This is a genomic window from Mesotoga sp., from assembly GCF_035363035.1.
In the GTDB taxonomy this organism is placed as follows: Bacteria; Thermotogota; Thermotogae; order Petrotogales; family Kosmotogaceae; genus Mesotoga.
Genome location: NZ_DAOSEH010000048.1, coordinates 1 through 17,709 on the forward strand (window position 1 = coordinate 1; position 17,709 = coordinate 17,709).

A 17,709-nucleotide genomic window follows, 5' to 3' on the forward strand; every position below is an offset into this window, starting at 1 on the left:
ATCTTCTTTCGAGATCCGGCCGTAGTAATCGCAGCAGCGGCTGATCGCGCAATCCTCGCACCTGGGACCTACGGGTCTGCATATCTGGCGGCCGAACTCCACCATCGAACCGTTGACCGGCCCCCAGAGATGCGGCGAGATGATCTTCATGAGCGCAAACTCAGTCTCTTCGGGGCTTTTGGTCTTGACCCATCCAAGCCTGTTGGATATTCTATGAACGTGCGTATCGACGGCGAGGGCCTCTTTCCCGAAGGATATGTTCAGAACTATATTCGCCGTTTTTCTGCCTACGCCGGGTATCGAGGTCAGTTCTTCGATGGTGTCGGGAACACGGCCGCCGAACCTTTCCAGCAGTATTTCGGCGCAGTTCACTATCCGCTCTGCCTTCTGGCGGTACATACCCGACTGCTTGATCAGTTCGTACAGCTCCTCCGGCCTGGCCGCGGCGATCGATTCCATGGTCGGGAAGACCGAAAAGAGCTTCCTGGAAGCTTCGTCGGTGTTCTCGTCCCGCGTTCTCTGGCTCAGTATGGTGCTTATCAGAACTTTGAACGGTTCCCTGTAACCGTGATCGTGCTTGAAGTTTTCGATCATCCAGCCGGAGACGGCGTCCGGGGAACAGTCCTCAGGCATCGTCCCCCTCCAGAAAGGCCCTGTAGGCCCTGTAAGTTTCGTAGAGATCGGCCTTGGAGATTATCTCGTACGGCGAGTGCATTCCCAGTACCGGAACGCCGGCATCTAGCACGGTGACGCCCTTTTCGGCGAAGAACTTGGCCACCGTACCGCCGCCGCCCTTGTCGACCTCACCCAGCAGAGCGTTCTGCCAGTGTATTCCCTTTCTGTTGAACAGTGCCCTCACCTCGCCGACGAACTCGGCGCTCGCCTCGCTGGTCGACGACTTCCCTCTTGAGCCGGTGTACTTGGATATGGCGATGCCGTAACCGAGTTTGGCGGTGTTGACCGGATCGTAAACATCCTTGAAGGTGGGGTCGAAAGCGGCGGCCACGTCTCCTGAAAGCATCCTCGATCTTTCCAGCAGGAAATCTATGGAATACATTTCGTCGATCATCGAAAGATTCAACAGCCTCTCTATAAAGGTCACCCAGAAGCGGCTCTTGGCACCCGTCACACCTTCGCTGCCGATCTCTTCTCTGTCGAAGAGGAGCACCATCGTCGTCCTGGAAGGCACTGTGGATTCCACAAGGTCGGCAAGGGCCGTCAGTGCCGTGTAGGAACAGACTCTGTCGTCGTGCGCGTAGGCGCCGATCATCGATCTGTCAAGACCTACCTCTCTGGCCTCGAAGGCCGGCACGAGCTGCACGTCGGCCGAGTAGAAGTCCTCCTCGACCATTCCGTACTTCTCGTTGAGGAGCTTCAGGAAAGTCAACTTGACGGGGTTTTCGATCTCGCACTGTTCTATGACAGGAATGGAAGCCGAAAGGGCGTTCAGATCCTTGCCCTGGAAGACTTTCCTGAAATCCCCCTCTCTGCCGTCCAGGTGCGGAAGCAGATCGGATATGACGAAGACCGGGTCCTCCCTGTCCAGGCCTATCGACACGTCGATTACAGTTCCGTCCTTCTTCACGACCGTTCCCACGAAGGCGAGGGGAATGTTCAGCCACTGATACTTTTTCACGCCGCCGTAGTAATGTGTCTTCAAAATCGCCAGCTCGGAATCCTCGACCAGAGGATAGGGTTTCAGATCGAGCCTGGGGGCGTCGAGATGGGCCGCGACCATGTCGATCCCGTCGGCGAGGTTCTCACCCAGGACGGCGGCCACCAGAGACTTTCCATCCCTGGTTATATAGACACGCTCGCCCTTCCCGACCCGGTCGAGGCTTTCCAGCGGTTTGAAGCCCTTTTCCTCGAGATATTCAACCAGGCAATCGACGGCCAGTCTCTCGGTTTTCGCCCTGTCGATGAATTTCATATACCCCTTCGCGTAAGCGAAGACAGTTTCGCCGTCGAGCGATAGCCACGAGTTCTTTCTCTTGTACGTCAGTTGTTCGAAGAGTTTCTTCGCTTCCTCTTTTTTCAAAATCGCACCTCCGCAAGAAATTACAATGAATTATCTATACCCTTTGGAAATCTTCAAATAGATTTTAGCCGAAAGCTCCCGCAATTTCATCACACATCGTTTGATCAATAAACTCTCCGGACGTTTCCTTCGACTTTCCGGCGAAAGATGAGTATAATTGGTATGAGATTGTTTGAACCCCGAACGTCTTTGCGATGTCATATAAGACAGATTAGGGTGGTCTGGTTGGACGAGAAGAAGCTAATAGACGGTCTGAAGAAGAAAAAAGTTTGGGCATACGAGGTTCTGTACGACGATTACGCTCCCAGACTGGGTAGTGTCATTAAGTCTTATCTCGGTTACGACGATGTTGAAGACGTAGTTCAGGAGGTCTTCATCAAGGTTTTCAGAAACGTTCGAAAGTTTCGCGGCGACGCCAAACTCTCGACCTGGTTGTACAGAATAGCCGTCAACGTTTGTAAAGACACTCTGTCCAAAAGAAAGAGAAACAACGAGTTTCTCACGGACTTTCTAGAGAGCGAGGATAAAGTATCGCTCGAACCGCCGGCATCCACCAACGTTTTCAGGGAAGTCATGGACGAGATGTCTTTCGAAGAGCTCATGAACGTCGTTTCGAAACTCTCTGAAGACGACAGGTTGCTTATAAAACTTAGAGACATCGACGATCTTTCATACGAAGAGATCGCCGATATACTGGACAAACCGGTAGGAACCGTCAAGAGCAGATTACACTATGCCCGAAAGCGTCTTAAAGAGCTTCTCGAGGAGGTCGGGTACATTGGATAATGAAAGACTTGTACGTATTATGGATCGAGAGATCCCGGTCGAGGAACTGAGGGTGGAAGAGAAAAAGGAATTAAAAGAGTTCGCGAAGGCCCTGGTGATGTTCAAGGAAAAATGCTGCTACAAACCTTCCGACCAGTCCAGGGAAAGGGCCGTAGCGAAAATCAAGAAAATGAAGACGAAGCCTTACAGGATGCTGGGAGCCGTGGCGGCCTGCATGATAGTGGGCCTCTTCTCCGTCAACTTCTTCACCAACAACACGATCCTTGTGAAGAAGAAGGGAGACCTCTATCAGCTGGCCAACGTACTCGGCTACGGCAGCGGCCTTAACGAGAGGTTGAAGGTCAATCTTCTGGCGACGGCCGACACGCAGAATCAAAACTCGGTCGCTATGATGGAGAGCGAGATGGAAAGATCTCTGGGTTTTCTGAGCTCCATGCCCGAGCAGAACGATTTTGAAGTTTCGGGTATTAACACCACTTATTGAACTAGACACACCCTCGGACACAGAAGGAGTGAAATCGCCATGAAAAAGCTGTCCATCCTGATAGTTTTTTTGTTGCTGGTTGGGCTGGCCTTTGGTAAGGACGCGGTTGAAGAGCTGGGCAAACTGATCAACAATCTGAAGAACTCTTCATACGAAGTCGAAAGGTTTGTTCAGGAGAGCGGCATAATAACGCTGGCAAGGAGCGAAAAGGTGGTGAAATCCGGTCCATACAAGCTGGTCACTTCCTATTCCTCGATCAAAGGTGAATTCGGCTGGGTGAGAAACAACAACGGCCAGTTCGCGGTATTCTCGCAAGAAGAGGTGGCCTTCGAGCCTTTGACCAACCTCAAAGATTCCGAGGACAATCTGATAGATCTCTTCAACAACAAAGATTACACCGTCTCACTGTTTCTTGATCTTCCCAACAGTACCAAAGTCACCCTTTCCTCTGGCGGGTTGACCATGGAAGTCACTTTCGACAGCGGCTATCGCCTCTTGAAGCTCGTAAAATCCTACCCCTTTCACACAGTAAGCGTGAGCTATCGCAACTACTCCGATCTTTCCGGCGAGGGACTGGCAAGGCTCACCAACGCGACCAGAGGCATGAGTCTGGTAAGGCCTCCGGTCTATCTCTCCGAGGCGATGATGGAGGAGTATTTTTCGTGGTCCTCCATGGACTTCGCGACCGACGGCAGGTCTTATCTGTACACCCTTCTTATGTACTCTCCCAGTTACGGGAAAATGATACTGTACTTCTCTTTCAACAGCGAACCGGAAAATCTGCAGCAGTTTTCCATAAAAATGGCCGAAAGCAACGGCTTCAGTTACGCTCTCGAAAAGATCTCTAGCACATCGGCCCTGAGCCTTCTGGGTATGGTCGATTCGGCCACGCTAAGAAAGATTCTGGACAGCCTTCACTGAAAAACTCCGGCAACACCCCGATGTACCACACGATAAACCAGCTTTTCAAGAAGCTTTCTCATAATCTCTCAGTTTTTATTGTATAATCAATAAAACATGTTTTTGGAGGTCCTGACTGATGGAAATTGAAGAGACAATAGCTCTTCTGAAGAGTAGAGGCTACAGGATAACTCCTCAGAGGGTAGCGATTCTGAGGATACTGAAAGACAACACCAACCACCCTGGCGTAGAAGATGTCTTCAGATCGGTTATAAAAATCTATCCAAACATCTCCATGGCTACCGTTTATAACGTCATGGAAGTGCTAGAAAGGGAAGGCATAATCAAAGAAATAGCCGTCAGCAACGTCTCCCGACGTTACGATCCGAACGTGAATCCTCACGGTCACTTCATATGCAGGGTTTGCGAGAAAGTCTTCGATGTATCTTTCTCAAACATGCGCAGTCTGGGAAAGTATTCTCCTCGCGAACTCGACGAGTTTGTGATTGAATCGCTTGAACTGATATACAGAGGAGTCTGCAAAGACTGCAAAGACAAGACCTGAAAGCCAGTCAACTCCGGAGGTGCGATATGTTCAACGGGCTCGACGCGGGACTTGAAGAAGTCCTCAAACGGATAATGGAAACGGCCAGCCTGAACGATCTTCAGGAAGTGAAGGCCCGGTATCTGGGGAAGCAGGGACTGGTCACTTCTCTGATGAAAAATATCAAGGAAATCTCTCCCGAAAAGCGAAAGGAATACGGCAGAGAGGTGAACGAACTCAAGAATTCCATAGAAGAGGCCATAGACAACAGAAAAAACGAGCTGGAAGAGCTTGCAAGACTTGCCAGAGAGAGTGCCGAGAAACCCGATTGCACTGTGCCGGGAAAGAAAAGAGACATCGGCTCCTACCATCTGATCACTCAGGTGATGGAAGAGGTTCAGGATATCTGGGTCAGCATGGGTTTCGAAGTCACCACCGGTCCGGAGATCGAGACCTCTTACTACAACTTCGAGGCTTTGAACACTCCCGAATGGCATCCGGCGAGGGACATGCACGATACTTTCTACACCTGCGACGGCCAGCTACTCAGAACACACACCTCTCCGGTGCAGATCAGAGTCCTGGAGTCGCGAAAGCCTCCGCTGGCCATATTCTCTCCGGGAACCTGCTACCGCAAGGATACGCCCGATACCACCCATCTCCCCATGTTCCACCAGTTCGAGGTGCTCCTCGTCGATAAGGGGACCTCGGTGAGCCATCTCAAGGGGACCCTGAATCACTTCGCCAAAAGGCTTTTCGGGGCCGACAGGAGGATCAGACTCAGACCGAGCTTCTTCCCCTTCACCGAACCGAGCTTCGAGGTGGACGTCAGCTGCGGTATCTGCGGCGGCCAGGGTTGCAGGAGTTGCAGGGGCTCGGGCTGGCTGGAGATTCTCGGCGCCGGAATGGTCCATCCGAACGTCTTCAAAAACGTGGGTTACGATCCCGAAGTCTGGAGCGGATTCGCTCTGGGAACGGGGCTGGAGAGGATCGCGATGTTGAAGTACGATCTCGAGGATATAAGAGACCTGCTGAGAAACGACCGTAGATTCCTGAAAGGCTACAGGAGGGCGATCATATGAGGGTGTGCCTTGAGTGGCTAAGTGACTTCATTGATATTGGCGATAGATCTGTCGAGAATATAAGCCGCTCGCTGTCTTTGAGCGGTACGGAGGTCGAGAGGATCGAGTATCCGTGGGCAGGACTGGAAGGGGCCGTCGTCGGAAGAATAGAGTCCGTCTCCGTCCATCCCGCCGGTGACAGGCTCCTCGTGACCGGGGTGAACACCGGGGAAAGAACGTTGTCCATAGTCACCTCCGATACGAGCGTGAAGGCCGGAGAGACGGTGGCCGTCCTTCCCGAGGGTTCGCTCTTCGACGGAAAGGCGATCGCGGCCAGAGAGTTCTCCGGCGTCAGGTCCGAAGGGATGTTCCTCTCTCTTCAGGAGCTCGAACTCGAGGAGAGGTCGCTTCACATAATGAGACTGGAATGCGCAAGGGTCGGAGAGGATCTTAAATCCCTGCTCAGGCTAGACTCTCCGGTGATCGAGGTAGAACTGACGGCCAACCGGGGCGACTGTCTGTCCATGATAGGCCTGGCCAGAGAGGTGGGGGCCGTACTGGGTTTGAAGACCGGAAGACCTCCGGTCGAAAACGATATCGACACCGGAGAGGATCCGGTTTTGAAAGTTGCGCTCAACGATACAGGCTGCAGACGATACTCGGCCCTCCTTATGGACGGCGTGAAGATAGCCCCCTCTCCTTTGTGGTTGAAGAGGAGACTGGTCGCCGCCGGACTGAGGCCGATAAACAACGTCGTGGACATCACCAATTACGTGATGCTGGAGACGGGACATCCCATTCACGCCTTCGATGTGGATAGAATCGGATCGACGAAAATCCTCGTAAGAAATGCCAGAAACGGCGAAGAACTGGAGCTTCTCGACGGGCGCAAAGTCGAGCTGAACGAAAGCGATCTGCTGATAACCAACGGCGAGACTCCCCTTGCCCTTGCCGGAATTATGGGCGGGGAGGATTCGGGAATAGACGTCACCACCGACAGGGTCCTTCTGGAAGTTGCCGTTTTCGATCCCGTGAGGATCAGGAAGACCGCCAGAAGACTCGGCATATCGACCGACAGCTCTTACAGATTCGAGCGCGGAGTTGATTACACCGATTCCATATACGTCCTGAAGCGTCTGGCCGGACTGATGGAGGAACTCTGCCGGGGCAGGGTCGCCTCTAAGATAGTGGATGTGGGGCGGATCGAGAATCCCGAAGGGATTTCGCTCAGAAAAACCTTCGTCACGGAGCGTCTGGGCAAGGAACTCCCGGACGGGGAGATAGAGAGGATTCTTACCGGCCTGGAGTTCGGCGTCGAACGCCGCGACGGGGGATGGATAGTGACACCGCCGGCCTTCAGGGCTTACGACACCACCCAGGAGGTAGATCTGGTAGAGGAGATAGGAAGGATCTACGGTTACGATCGCATAGACGATGAGTTGCCGAGGATACTGCCCGTTTCGATCGGTGTCCCGGGATACCTCAAAAGACAGCGCAAGCTTAAGGAGCTCATGGTCGCGAACGGGTTCGACGAGATCATAAGCTACAGTTTCATGAACCCAGACGAGATAAGAAAGGTCGATGAAGAGATCTCTTTCGTTCCCCTTCAAAACCCTCTTTCGATGGACATGGCCGTCATGAGACCCTCCATGGTCTTCGGTATGCTTTCGGCCGCTTCCTACAATTTCCGCAGACAGAACAGGGACCTGAAACTCTTCGAGATAGGCTCGATCTTCTCCCCTGAAACCGGAAGAAGAGAGTACACCGCGGTGGGCTTCGCTGCGATGGGCAGAGAGAACCCCCTGGACTTCTCGGACAAGAGAGCGATCGACTTCTTCACCGTCAAGGGAGTGATAGAGGAGCTCTTCTCGCTCTTCGGAGCTTCTCCCCGGTTCGGTCAGATATCCAGAAAGTGGCTGGAACAGGGAAAGGCCGTGTCGGTGATCATGGACGGCAGAGAAGTAGGGTTCTTCGGAGCCTTCAGCCGCACGCTGGCCGATTCCCTTTACGATATCAAATCGGGGGAGCTGTACGTGGGCGAGCTCAATCTGACTCTGATCGATTCGATGAGAAACGAGTTCACGGGCTCTCAGAGGATTTCGCCCTTCCCCAGAGTATCGAGAGACCTGTCTTTCCTCGTTCCCTCCTCGCTCGCCTATTCCGAGCTAGAAGGGATCATTGAATCGAGTCTACAAGGCACCAGCTTCAGCGAGATAAGAGTCTCGGACATATACAGGGGAAAGGGTGTCGAGCAGGGTTTCACTAGCGTCACCGTGACGCTCGATTTCGAGAGTTTCGAGAGGACCCTGACGGACGATGAAGTAAACGATTGTATCGCCAAAGTGCTGGATGCAACATCCAGAGCCGGAGTAAAGTTACGTGGATGACCTGATACTGAACTCACTGAACAGGAAGATACTGGCCTTTCTGCCGCAACTTTGGACGGATATCGATACGGTCGGTTTTTCCGTCGCAAGAAAGAGCAGTTTCAAGGATATAGTGACCTCCATAGACATCGAAATAGAAAACAGACTGCGTCTCTTTCTCGAAGAACTCCTCCCCGGCGCCGATTATCTCGGGGAAGAGTCCTCCTCGTCCGTCAGATCGGGGCTGATGTGGATAGTCGATCCGGTGGACGGCACGACCAACTTCTCCAAATCCAACCCGCATTACTGCACGCAGGTCGCTCTCTACAAAGATGAAAAGATCGTCCTGGCCGTCACTTACGACCACAACAGAAGAGAGCTCTTCCACGCCATAGAGGGGCAGGGCGCCTATCTAAACAGCAAGAGGATCTGGGTGAGCAAAGTCGACGATGTAAGCGAGGCTTCCAGCCATGTGGGACTCCAGTATTCTTCCGAGCTCTCTTTCAAAAGGGTGACGGAGAGGATAAACCGTGCCATCGAAGCTTGCCGGGCCGTAAGAATCACGGGCAGCGCCTGTCTCGATCTGGCCTACGTGGCCTGCGGAAGGGCCGACATCTTCTGGGAAGAGGCTCTGAAACCGTGGGACGTGGCCAGCGGTATTCTCCTGGTCAGGGAGGCCGGCGGGGAAGTCACCGGCTGCCTCGACGAACGGTTCGATATATTCAAACCGGACATCTTCGCCACGAACGGTTCGCGGAGGCTGGCCGGGCAGTTCAAAGAAAGAGTTCTTTATTAAATCCCGTCAGGGGAAGAACCTCCTGTGCTCTACGTACATGCATTTGTCCTCCACATAAAGCACAGATCTTTCAGAGGCCAGTTTTCTGGCCTTTTCGCTCCTTATGTCCTTTTGAAGCCAGACGGCCCGGGCGCCCAGTTCGATGGCCTCTACGGCTATCTCTTCGGCTTCTGCCGAAGGCCTGAAGATCTCGACCGCTTCCAGGTTCACGCCGTCGGCTATCACCGACTTCAGGTCGGGATAGACCTTCATGCCTTCGTACTCCTCCATCGACGGATTGACCGGGATTATCTCGTAGCCCTTCTCTTTCAGATACATCGGAACGCTGTTGGAGGGTTTGTCGGGATTCTTGGAAAAACCGACAACCACGATGCGTTTGAAAGTCGATAGAATCTCTTTCGCTTTGTCTTCATGTTTCACAGGAAAAACACCTCCCAGAATGATGAGAGCGCTGCCCAGAACGAGCGAGAAGAAGAAGAACCAGTTTCCAAACCTGGTGTAAGGCGTGATCTGAGTGCCCGGAAGGTACTGGAAGGCACCTATCACGTATTGAGTGTTCGTCTCGTTCATCGTCGGCAGTCTTTTGAGTACCCTTCCGTACGGATCAATTATGGCCGTAATACCCGTATTGGATACCTGGAGAACGTACCTTCTGTTCTCTATGGCGCGGGCTATGCCCTTGGAAAAATGTTGTTGCAGCGCAGTGTCGATGTTGAACCAGCCGTCGTTTGTGGATATTACGATGATCCCTGCGCCGTTGAGCGTCAGGTTCCTTGCCACCTCGCCGTAAAGCGAATCGAAGCAGATCTGGGCGCCGATCCTGTGGCCGTCGACGGAGAAGACGGTGAACTCCTCGCCGGCGTAGAAGTAATCTAGAAACTTCAAAAATTCGAATACTCCCAGGATCTTAGGCCAGGGTAGAAACTCCACGAAGGGCGTGAGCTTGACCTTGGCGTAGAACTCGCCGGAAAAACCATCTCCATTCACAAACCTCACCTGGTTGTAGTTCTCGCCGTTGTAAATTGGAAAGCCGACCAGTATCTCGAGATTTCTCTCCCGCGCGAGGTTGACCAGCCGGGTTCCCGTGGGCGAAATCCTTATATCGCTCATGAAAGTGGCCTCGGGCATGATGACGGTCGAGCCTTCGGGTATCTCCTCGAGACCCATTAGAACGACTTTCAAAGTCTCTTCGGGCGGAGCGTAGTATTTCAGCTGTTGAGAGATATTGGTCTGAAGCGCGTACAGGGTTTTCTCGCTGTTTTTGTCGAACGGCCGGAGAGGAATCGCGCTCTGGATAAGAGCGTTGACCAGCGCTACCATCGCGACGGCCGTTATTAGCAGCGGTATGCGGCCGCTTTTTCGATCGGAGCAGAGATGGGCCAGATAATGATTGACCAGGACAACTACGAAGACCAGAAGCAGCGGCCCACCCAGCGCCAGCAGTTGAGAGATGCCCAGCTGGCTGTTCAAGAGCGCGTCCGAGAGTCTGCCGTTGGTGAATCCCAAAGGCCCCAGCTCTCTCAGGCCCTCGAAGACCGTGAAAAAAGAAGCCGCGAAAAGCGCTCCGGAGAGGGGACGGGCCTTGAAGAACCTCTGGAATATGGAGTAAACGAAACCGAAACCGGCGAAAGGCACGGCGATGACCAGACACATGAGCACATAAGCGACGACGCCTATGAAATTCGGGAAGGAATCCAGAACCTCGGGCACGTTGAGGGCAAGAACGGGCAACTCCCAGTAGTGAGTGATCATCAGATAAGCGAAACCGAAAAGGAAGCCCTTCAGGGCGCCTCCGAGGGGCCGGGCCGAACGCATTCCCATGAAGAAGGGGATCAGCGCGATCCAGACCAGATAGCCCCAGACCATTCCGGGCATCGAAAGGGCCGTGAGGAGGGCCGATAACAGAATCAGTTTCAAACTAATCCCTCCGCCAGTTGAGAATACGATCTATGGCCTCGGCAACCCCGCTTTCATCGTTGGTCTTTTCGGTCACGATCTTCGCGTGTTCTTTGACCTGGTCGGGAGCGTTGGCCATAACCACTGGCAGGGGACACCTCTTCAGAATGTCGAGATCGTTGTAATTGTCGCCTATGTAAGCCACCTCCTCCCGGTCGATTTTCAGATGTTCCAGTATATGTTGCAGACCGTTGCTCTTGCCCACGCCCGGTCCGAAGAACTCGTAGAAGGCGTGGCTTTCCAGAGCGTCGTTCTTCACCACAGTAACCCTGTCGGGACCGGGACGCATGGCTTCGATCATTTCTATTATCCTCTCTTCTTCGCCCTCTATCGCTATTTCGGCTATCCCCGGTTCCCGTATCCTTTTCGAAGGGTCCTCTTCGAGAACGATCCTGTAGGCGTTGTGCGCATAATAACCCCTGTAAGGGCTATCGAAGAGGCCGGCCGTGGAAATGTCCGGCAGTTTGAAAAAGTCGAAAAAGATCAGGCTGTTCAACCCTCTCTCGCGACTGCGGTTGTAAATCTCCACGGCCTCGGCCGTACCTAGCAGACACTGAGAGATTATCCTCATGGCTCCATCGTAGCCTTCGATCACCAGCGCGCCGTTCTGGTAGGATACGGGAACGCTTATGCCCAGCTGCTCGACGTACTTGTGTCCGGACACGTAACTCCTTCCGGTGGAAATCGACACATGGACACCGCGCCCCAGGGCTTCCATTATCGCTTCTTCGTTTTCTCTCGATATCGACTTGTCGCTGTTGAGAAGGGTTCCGTCGAGATCGATTACTATCAGTTTGATCATAATTCATAACCTCCAAGAATCGACTACCTGAAAAGTCTCCAGTCTGCGGTTGGTGGATCGTGTCCATTCGAAACTTACGGGGAAGGCGAACTCCGGAGCCAGCCTGCCGCGCTCTATCCAGTAACGCGCTTCTTCGCTGTTGTAGATGCCGGGATTTGCCAGGATTTTGAGTTTTGTTTCACCGTCTATCCATCTGACCTCGTCGATTTCCTCCACACGACCGAGCATTGCGGTGATTCTCTCTCTAAGCTCCACCGGTGGAAGCGGAGAGACATTGACGAGGGCTATATTCTTCGAAAGCGGTCCGGCTATCTTCACGTTCGCCAGAGTGTGGGGGAAGGACTCCAGACAGTCCAGCAGGATCTCGTTTGAGATAGCCACGGCATAGCCGTGATAAGAGGGATTGGCCATGATCTTGAGGAGGTGTTTCAGTTTGCATCCTTCACGCACCGGGGCCTCGCCTATTCTCGGAACATGGATCTTGAGTTCTTCGAGCGCCATTCCTATCAGCTTTTTGTCCCAGCCCCTTATAGGAGCATAGAAACCATCTTTCAACGCGATGCCGGTCTGTCCCCACGTATCTGACTGGTTGGCGCCGGTGGCGATTATTCCGAGGGCGCTGTTGCGCATCGAGGGAAGTTTCGCATATCTCGTGCACCGGTTGCACGAAGGACCGTTTTTCCAGACAGCCTCCTGCGCCTCGTATCCGGGTGTGAATTCCAGTCTCAAACCAAGCCTGTCGGCCAGTTCGACGACGATTTCTAGGCCTCTGCTGTAACTGTAAGGGCCGAAGCAGACATTGACCAGTTTCACACGATCCCTTCCAAGCGCTTCGCTTGCCAGGGCCGCAACCAGCGTGCTGTCCTGACCTCCGGAAAAGGCGACCGTTATTCTCTCTCCTCTGGAAATCTCTCTGATCTCCGCAATAGTCGTATCTATCAAATTACCTTCCATATCACGCACCAGGTATACCGGTCCCGAACTCGACGAAACCGGGCGCTCTCTAACAGATATTCTAGCAGACACCCGGCACATGGTTGGTAAGTGTGGGTTAAGGAAGAGAGGAAGAGACGTCCATGGAAAGAGCAAAAAGCCGTCCGTCGTCCACCGTACCGGAGCATGGACCCGTCCTTCGAAAGAGCGGGATCTTGATCTTCTTACCTCTAACCTCTAACCTCTAACCTCTTACCTCTGGTCTGTTACGTTCCCGTCACCAGACGAAACCCCTGTCGAACTTGGATTTCACGATTCGCAGTTTCCGCGGGATGTCAAGCCCGTAAGGACATCTCTGGCTGCAGATGCCGCAATCGGTACAGCTGTCGATGCCCGGAGAGAGTACTTCGTACTCCCTTCTGCCCTGTTCTTCGCTCGAGAACCAGTGGGCCAGCCTGTCTCTAAGGGCGTAGTCGGGAGCCTTCCCGATCCTGCCGTCCAGCATCTGTCTGTCGTACCTGCCTTCGGCCAGAAAGAAGCCCGGTATGTTGATGCCCTCGGGACAGGGGAGGCATTTCATGCACTGGCGGCAGACGTAGTCGGCCAGCTCCGGAGCCTTGGAAAAAAGACCGTCCAGTTCGAAGGGTGTCATGGAGGGCCTGTCGAGGGCCGACAGGTCTTCATCTAGATGCTCAGGCGAGTTCATGCCGCTCACTATACAGGAAACGGGCAGTGTTTTGACGTACCTGAAGGCCTCTTCCACGCTTCTCCAGAGATAGCCGTCGGCCAGAGGTTTCATGGCCAGAATACCGATCCCGTTCGAGAGGGCGTACGGCAGGATCTTCATCTCTATCTCGGGAAAGTTGAATCTGTCGAAGTAATTGAAATGAGTCATGAAGAGGTCGAAGGGATACTCATTCAAAGCCCGGAAGAGAGTGCCTCCGTAGCCGTGGCTCGTGATGCCGGCGAACCTTATGAGCCCCTCGGTCTTCGCCCATTCGAGAGTTTTCAAAGCTCCGTCGGAAGAGATTATCTTCTCCCAATCGCCGTTTTCGGTCACCGCGTGGAGAAAGAGTATATCGATATGGTCTCTTCCCAGAGCTTTCAGGCTTTCCATCAGCTGCCTCTGCGAACCTTCGAAGGTCCGCTCGCCCGTTTTGGTGGCGACGATAACGCCTTCTTTGGGAAGAAAGCTCGAGAGTTTTCTTTCAGAATCGCCGTCGCCGTAAGATCTGGCCGTTTCGAAGTAGTTTCCTCTGGCGTCTAGATATTTTTTCACTATCTTTCCGACGGTCTCGACACCGATCTCAAGAAGATGAAAGCCGCCCAGGCCGAGCAGGGAAAGCTTAAGGCCGGTTTTTCCAAGAGTCCTGTATTCCACAACACTACCCCCTCAGATTATCTTCTCTTCTCGAGCAGCTCTATTATCGTGTTGTCTATCTCCGACATTCCCCTGCTCATGAGAAGCTGTATGTTTTCGATGGACTTGTCCAGCGTCGGCTCCATGAAGCCCTGGGCCGAATCGATCCCGAGGTCGTCGATCGCCAGCAGGGCGCAACTGTAAGCCTCTTGACCTCCCAGTCCGGCCTTCAGCGCGCAGCTTTCCTTAGCTCCGTCGCACATCATACCCGTCGTGTTGGAAAGAACCGTGATCATGGCCCTCTCCATCACAGATCTATCGCCTCCCAGAAGATAAACGATCCCGGCCGACGCCCCGGTGCCGGCCGCCGTAACGCAGCCGCATATGGGTGCTGTCCTTCCCAGCTTCTTCTTGAGGTAACTTGAAAAGAGGTGGCTGATGGCGACCGCCCTGGCTATCTCGCCCCTGGATTTATCGTAATGCATGCCCACGAGAACTACCGGCAGGGTGGCGACTATTCCCTGGTTGCCGCTGCCGCCGCTGCTCATCACCGGCAGGGGAGCCCCGGTCATCCGCGCGGCCGAAGCCGCGAGACAGTACTTGCGGATCCTGTATCCCAGACTCCCGCTTTCGCATATCTCCGCTTTCTCCCTAGGGGCGACTATCTTTTCAAGACCGTATCTGGCTATTTCGAGGTTCATGTTTATACCCTCGAAGATTCTGTCGATCTCGCTTTCGGTCATCTCATCGACCGCCTTGAAAATGTCCTCGACGGTGAAGTCGATGTCGCGGCTTTCGACGATCCCCTCGTCGCTCTCGATAGCCCTGCCATCCCTTTCTATGAGCACTACTCTTGTGTGGTGGTCCTTTATCACGACTCTGCTTGTGTGGACGGAGCCCTTCGCGATCGCTTCTATGTATATTCCTGTTCTTGAAGTGTCGCACCTGACCGTCACTCTTCCCGAATCGATCATCTCTCTAGCCAGCGCCACCGACTCTGCGCAGCAGGGCTTCAGCGCTTCCAGCTGGAGGGAAGAATCACCGCAAATCGCCCCCAGAGCGGCCGCTACTTCATTTCCTTTTTCGCCGGTTCCGGGTATGTAAACGTACATTCCGTTCTTGTAAACGTTCTTGCTTGTGATCACTTCGACTCTCTCGATTGAATCCCGCAAATGACTGACCGCAAGAGAAACACAGTAAGCTATCGCGCCGGGCTCGGTGCAACCGAGGGCCGGTTTCACCTCTTTGATAAGGTACTCCTCAAGAAAATGCATTTCGATCCTCCACTTGTTAAGTATCTGATAAAGTATAACACCGAGCGCGGCGATACACCTGAAAAACTGTGGAGTGGATTGAAACGCTTCTGTTCGCTGAAGTGACTTTCATTGAAGAGATCACTTTCAGACTCTCAGGGCGGAAGAGAGAGATCAATCGCACCGCGTCCACATAAATTTACAAAACCATAATTTTAGATCCTCGTTGGAGGAGTATGATTTTTACCAACCGGTAAGTAAAAATCTTCTGGGGGTGTTTTTAATGGGCATTGTAGAAAGTATGAAAGCTTCAATGTTGAGACAGGCGGGAAAGTTCGTGGGTTCTCTCGTCAAGAACTCTTCGACGGAAAATATAGCTCGTCTCTTCGGAACAGTAGCCACGCTCAGTAAAGAACCGACCAAGAGCGGCTTGAAGAAACTCACGCAGATGGCCAAGGACGATCATCCGATGATCAAGTCCTGGCAAAAGGTTTTCCAGAACGCAAGTCCGAAAGCCGTGGAAAAGGCTATGACCAATCTGGTGGTCAACGAATTCGCCCTCGGCGAAAAGATCCGGCAGGAAAAGATGCTCGAGCACGAAGTCGTTATACCCAAACTGCTCGTTTTGAGTCCCACTTATGCCTGCAACCTAAACTGTGTAGGCTGTTACGCCGGTCTCTACGGAAGGAAATACCAGCTGTCGAAGGAAGAGGTCAGCTCCATCATCAGGCAGGCGAACGAACTGGGCATCTACTTCTTCATTGTAACGGGCGGAGAGCCTTTCGTCTGGCCGCATTTGCTGGAGATCTTCGAGGAGTTCAACGACTCTTACTTCCAGGTCTACACCAACGGTACGTTGATCACCAAAGAAGTCGCCAAAAAGCTGGCCGAGCTCGGGAACGCCACCTTCGCGGTATCGGTGGAAGGTTTCGAAGGCGAAACCGACTGGAGAAGGGGAAGGGGCGTCTTCGAAAAGATCAAGACGGCCTGGGCCAATTTGAAGGAAGCCGGAGTGATTTACGGAACCTCCGTGACGGCGACACGTCTGAACCACGACGTCATGATGAAGGACGAGTTCTGGCAGTTCCTCAAGGACAACGGCGTCGCGTACGCCTGGGTCTTCCAGTTCATGCCGGTCGGTATGAATCCGTCCATGGACCTGGTTCCGACTCCCGAACAGAGGTACGAACGTTTCTTCAAGACCGAAGAACAGAGACTCGGCGGAGAGTTCGCCTTCGTCGCCGATTTCTGGAATCACGGATTCCTGACCAACGGCTGTCTGGCCGCCGGATCGAAATACCTTCACATCAACGCCAAGGGCTATGTGGAACCGTGCGTCTTCCAGCAGTTCGCGGTGGACAGCATAAGAGAGAAGAGCCTGATAGAGATACTCAAGTCTCCATTCTTCACCGCTTACAAGAGAATGGTTCCTTACAGCAACAACCTGTTCAGACCATGTCCGATAATCGACAATCCGAAAGTGCTTCGCGCCATGGTCAACAAATTCAACGCCATTCCGCAGCACGATGGAAGCGAAAACGTAGTAACGGAACTGGCGGGTCAACTCGATGAACTGGCCGAAAGCTGGAAGCAGTACGCCGACAAGCTGTATTACGAAGAGGGCTTCGCCGAAACCCATCCGGCTCACAGGGGCGTGTACGACTTCGAAGTGAGAATGAGGAAGTACGCCAACAACGAAGAAAAGCTTGCTATCGATAAAAAACCCTGATGGATGAAGGTGGTGAAGTCCGGTGCGCGCCAGGTTGTCTTCAAAGGAGAGAATCGTCAGAGCCGCCCGGAAGGCCTTCGCAGATAGAGGTCGGGATGGAGTGAGCATGTCGGAAATAGCCGGTATCGCCGGAGTAAAAAAGGCCCTCATCTACTATTATTTTCCAAGCAAAGAGGATCTTTTCTACGAAGTCTGGCGGTACTCGATCGATGAACTCGAAGACCACATTTTTTCTGAAGCCGACGGAGAAAATGTCTATCTCTCGAAGATAAAGAAGATCCTCCGGTCGTACATAGACTTCATAACCAGCAAGAACGAAGTCAAGAAGATAATGGACCAGGAGAGAGCCAATCTGACCAGAGAGGACATAGAATCCTGGAAAAGGGTACGGGACAGGTACCTGTCGCTGAAAAACAGATTGTCCACAGTGATCAACGACGCGAAAACGGCCAGAGAGATTTCGAAAGACGTCGATCCCGACAGTACGGCGGACCTCATCTTGAACGGTTTCAGCATCACCGAAGACCCCGAGGGACTCGAAAGCATAAGAGAGATAATATGGAGAGGTCTAATAAGTAATTCAGGAGAGTCAACGACCCCCGGCTAAAGCCGGGAGCAAGTAGCTCAGGTTGACTAGCCTAAGTGATTCGGACACTACGTTACCGGCAAATGTATAGGCACCGTAGGATGCGTTCCCAAGT

At 53.1% G+C, this 17,709-nt stretch carries 16 protein-coding genes; 9 read left to right on the forward strand and 7 right to left on the reverse strand.

What is annotated here, in order from left to right:
- Positions 1 to 633 (reverse strand): endonuclease III (gene nth, locus PKX57_RS07950; protein WP_472416707.1); only part of this gene is annotated, 633 nt, incomplete at its 3' end.
- On the reverse strand, positions 626 to 2,038 hold the full coding sequence (locus PKX57_RS07955; RefSeq protein WP_214075745.1) for an aminopeptidase: 1,413 nt from the start codon (positions 2,036 to 2,038) through the stop codon (positions 626 to 628). The genes PKX57_RS07955 and nth, both read right to left, overlap by 8 nt.
- A 225-nt stretch (positions 2,039 to 2,263) precedes the next feature.
- On the opposite strand from PKX57_RS07955, the gene PKX57_RS07960 reads away from it, so the two are divergent.
- From PKX57_RS07960 to PKX57_RS07990, 7 genes are all read left to right on the forward strand, one after another.
- The gene (locus tag PKX57_RS07960) at positions 2,264 to 2,824 is read left to right on the forward strand and encodes a sigma-70 family RNA polymerase sigma factor (RefSeq protein WP_214050217.1); all 561 of its coding nucleotides are present in this window, start codon (positions 2,264 to 2,266) and stop codon (positions 2,822 to 2,824) included.
- Complete coding sequence (locus PKX57_RS07965; protein ID WP_214050218.1) at positions 2,817 to 3,308, forward strand: hypothetical protein; 492 nt, start codon at positions 2,817 to 2,819, stop codon at positions 3,306 to 3,308. Before PKX57_RS07960 ends, PKX57_RS07965 begins: the two co-directional genes overlap by 8 nt.
- Positions 3,309 to 3,347: 39 nt before the next feature.
- Complete coding sequence (locus PKX57_RS07970; RefSeq protein ID WP_213919808.1) at positions 3,348 to 4,229, forward strand: hypothetical protein; 882 nt, start codon at positions 3,348 to 3,350, stop codon at positions 4,227 to 4,229.
- Positions 4,230 to 4,347: 118 nt separating this feature from the next.
- Complete coding sequence (locus tag PKX57_RS07975; RefSeq protein ID WP_213919807.1) at positions 4,348 to 4,773, forward strand: transcriptional repressor; 426 nt, start codon at positions 4,348 to 4,350, stop codon at positions 4,771 to 4,773.
- Between the two features lie 26 nt (positions 4,774 to 4,799).
- A complete protein-coding gene (pheS, locus tag PKX57_RS07980; protein WP_213919806.1) occupies positions 4,800 to 5,834 on the forward strand; it encodes a phenylalanine--tRNA ligase subunit alpha in 1,035 nt (344 codons plus the stop codon).
- Entirely contained in the window at positions 5,831 to 8,200 is a 2,370-nt protein-coding gene (pheT, locus tag PKX57_RS07985) for a phenylalanine--tRNA ligase subunit beta (protein ID WP_472416709.1), read from the forward strand. Before pheS ends, pheT begins: the two co-directional genes overlap by 4 nt.
- Positions 8,193 to 8,975: an inositol monophosphatase family protein gene (locus PKX57_RS07990; protein WP_213922639.1), complete on the forward strand. Its 783-nt coding sequence runs from the start codon at positions 8,193 to 8,195 to the stop codon at positions 8,973 to 8,975. Before pheT ends, PKX57_RS07990 begins: the two co-directional genes overlap by 8 nt.
- A 6-nt stretch (positions 8,976 to 8,981) precedes the next feature.
- On the opposite strand, the gene lnt is transcribed toward PKX57_RS07990, so the two are convergent.
- The 5 genes from lnt to PKX57_RS08015 form a co-directional block, all read right to left on the reverse strand.
- Positions 8,982 to 10,892, reverse strand: a complete 1,911-nt coding sequence (gene lnt, locus PKX57_RS07995) for an apolipoprotein N-acyltransferase (protein WP_472416711.1) — start codon at positions 10,890 to 10,892, stop codon at positions 8,982 to 8,984.
- Between the two features lies 1 nt (position 10,893).
- Entirely contained in the window at positions 10,894 to 11,733 is an 840-nt protein-coding gene (locus PKX57_RS08000) for a Cof-type HAD-IIB family hydrolase (protein ID WP_472416713.1), read from the reverse strand.
- Between the two features lie 3 nt (positions 11,734 to 11,736).
- Positions 11,737 to 12,687 (reverse strand): ExsB family protein, encoded by a 951-nt coding sequence (locus PKX57_RS08005; RefSeq protein WP_213921623.1) that lies wholly within the window; start codon positions 12,685 to 12,687, stop codon positions 11,737 to 11,739.
- Positions 12,688 to 12,943: 256 nt separating this feature from the next.
- Positions 12,944 to 14,047, reverse strand: a complete 1,104-nt coding sequence (locus PKX57_RS08010) for an aldo/keto reductase (protein WP_472416715.1) — start codon at positions 14,045 to 14,047, stop codon at positions 12,944 to 12,946.
- A 17-nt stretch (positions 14,048 to 14,064) separates the two neighbouring features.
- Positions 14,065 to 15,300, reverse strand: coding sequence for an L-cysteine desulfidase family protein (locus PKX57_RS08015; protein ID WP_472416717.1), 1,236 nt, complete (start codon positions 15,298 to 15,300; stop codon positions 14,065 to 14,067).
- Between the two features lie 262 nt (positions 15,301 to 15,562).
- On the opposite strand from PKX57_RS08015, the gene PKX57_RS08020 reads away from it, so the two are divergent.
- Both PKX57_RS08020 and PKX57_RS08025 read left to right on the forward strand, forming a co-directional pair.
- Positions 15,563 to 17,008 (forward strand): radical SAM protein, encoded by a 1,446-nt coding sequence (locus PKX57_RS08020; RefSeq protein WP_472416719.1) that lies wholly within the window; start codon positions 15,563 to 15,565, stop codon positions 17,006 to 17,008.
- A gap of 22 nt (positions 17,009 to 17,030) precedes the next feature.
- On the forward strand, positions 17,031 to 17,615 hold the full coding sequence (locus PKX57_RS08025) for a TetR family transcriptional regulator (RefSeq protein ID WP_214047888.1): 585 nt from the start codon (positions 17,031 to 17,033) through the stop codon (positions 17,613 to 17,615).
- Positions 17,616 to 17,709 lie beyond the last annotated feature (94 nt).

What these genes read in the sequence shown, in the direction of transcription:
- PKX57_RS07970 (WP_213919808.1), top strand. Translation starts at nt 3,348, where the DNA reads ATGAAAAAGCTGTCCATCCTGATAGTTTTTTTGTTGCTGGTTGGGCTG.
- PKX57_RS07975 (WP_213919807.1), top strand. Translation starts at nt 4,348, where the DNA reads ATGGAAATTGAAGAGACAATAGCTCTTCTGAAGAGTAGAGGCTACAGG.
- pheS (WP_213919806.1), top strand. Translation starts at nt 4,800, where the DNA reads ATGTTCAACGGGCTCGACGCGGGACTTGAAGAAGTCCTCAAACGGATA.
- pheT (WP_472416709.1), top strand. Translation starts at nt 5,831, where the DNA reads ATGAGGGTGTGCCTTGAGTGGCTAAGTGACTTCATTGATATTGGCGAT.
- PKX57_RS08000 (WP_472416713.1), bottom strand. Translation starts at nt 11,733, where the DNA reads ATGATCAAACTGATAGTAATCGATCTCGACGGAACCCTTCTCAACAGC.
- PKX57_RS08005 (WP_213921623.1), bottom strand. Translation starts at nt 12,687, where the DNA reads ATGGAAGGTAATTTGATAGATACGACTATTGCGGAGATCAGAGAGATT.
- PKX57_RS08015 (WP_472416717.1), bottom strand. Translation starts at nt 15,300, where the DNA reads ATGCATTTTCTTGAGGAGTACCTTATCAAAGAGGTGAAACCGGCCCTC.
- PKX57_RS08020 (WP_472416719.1), top strand. Translation starts at nt 15,563, where the DNA reads ATGGGCATTGTAGAAAGTATGAAAGCTTCAATGTTGAGACAGGCGGGA.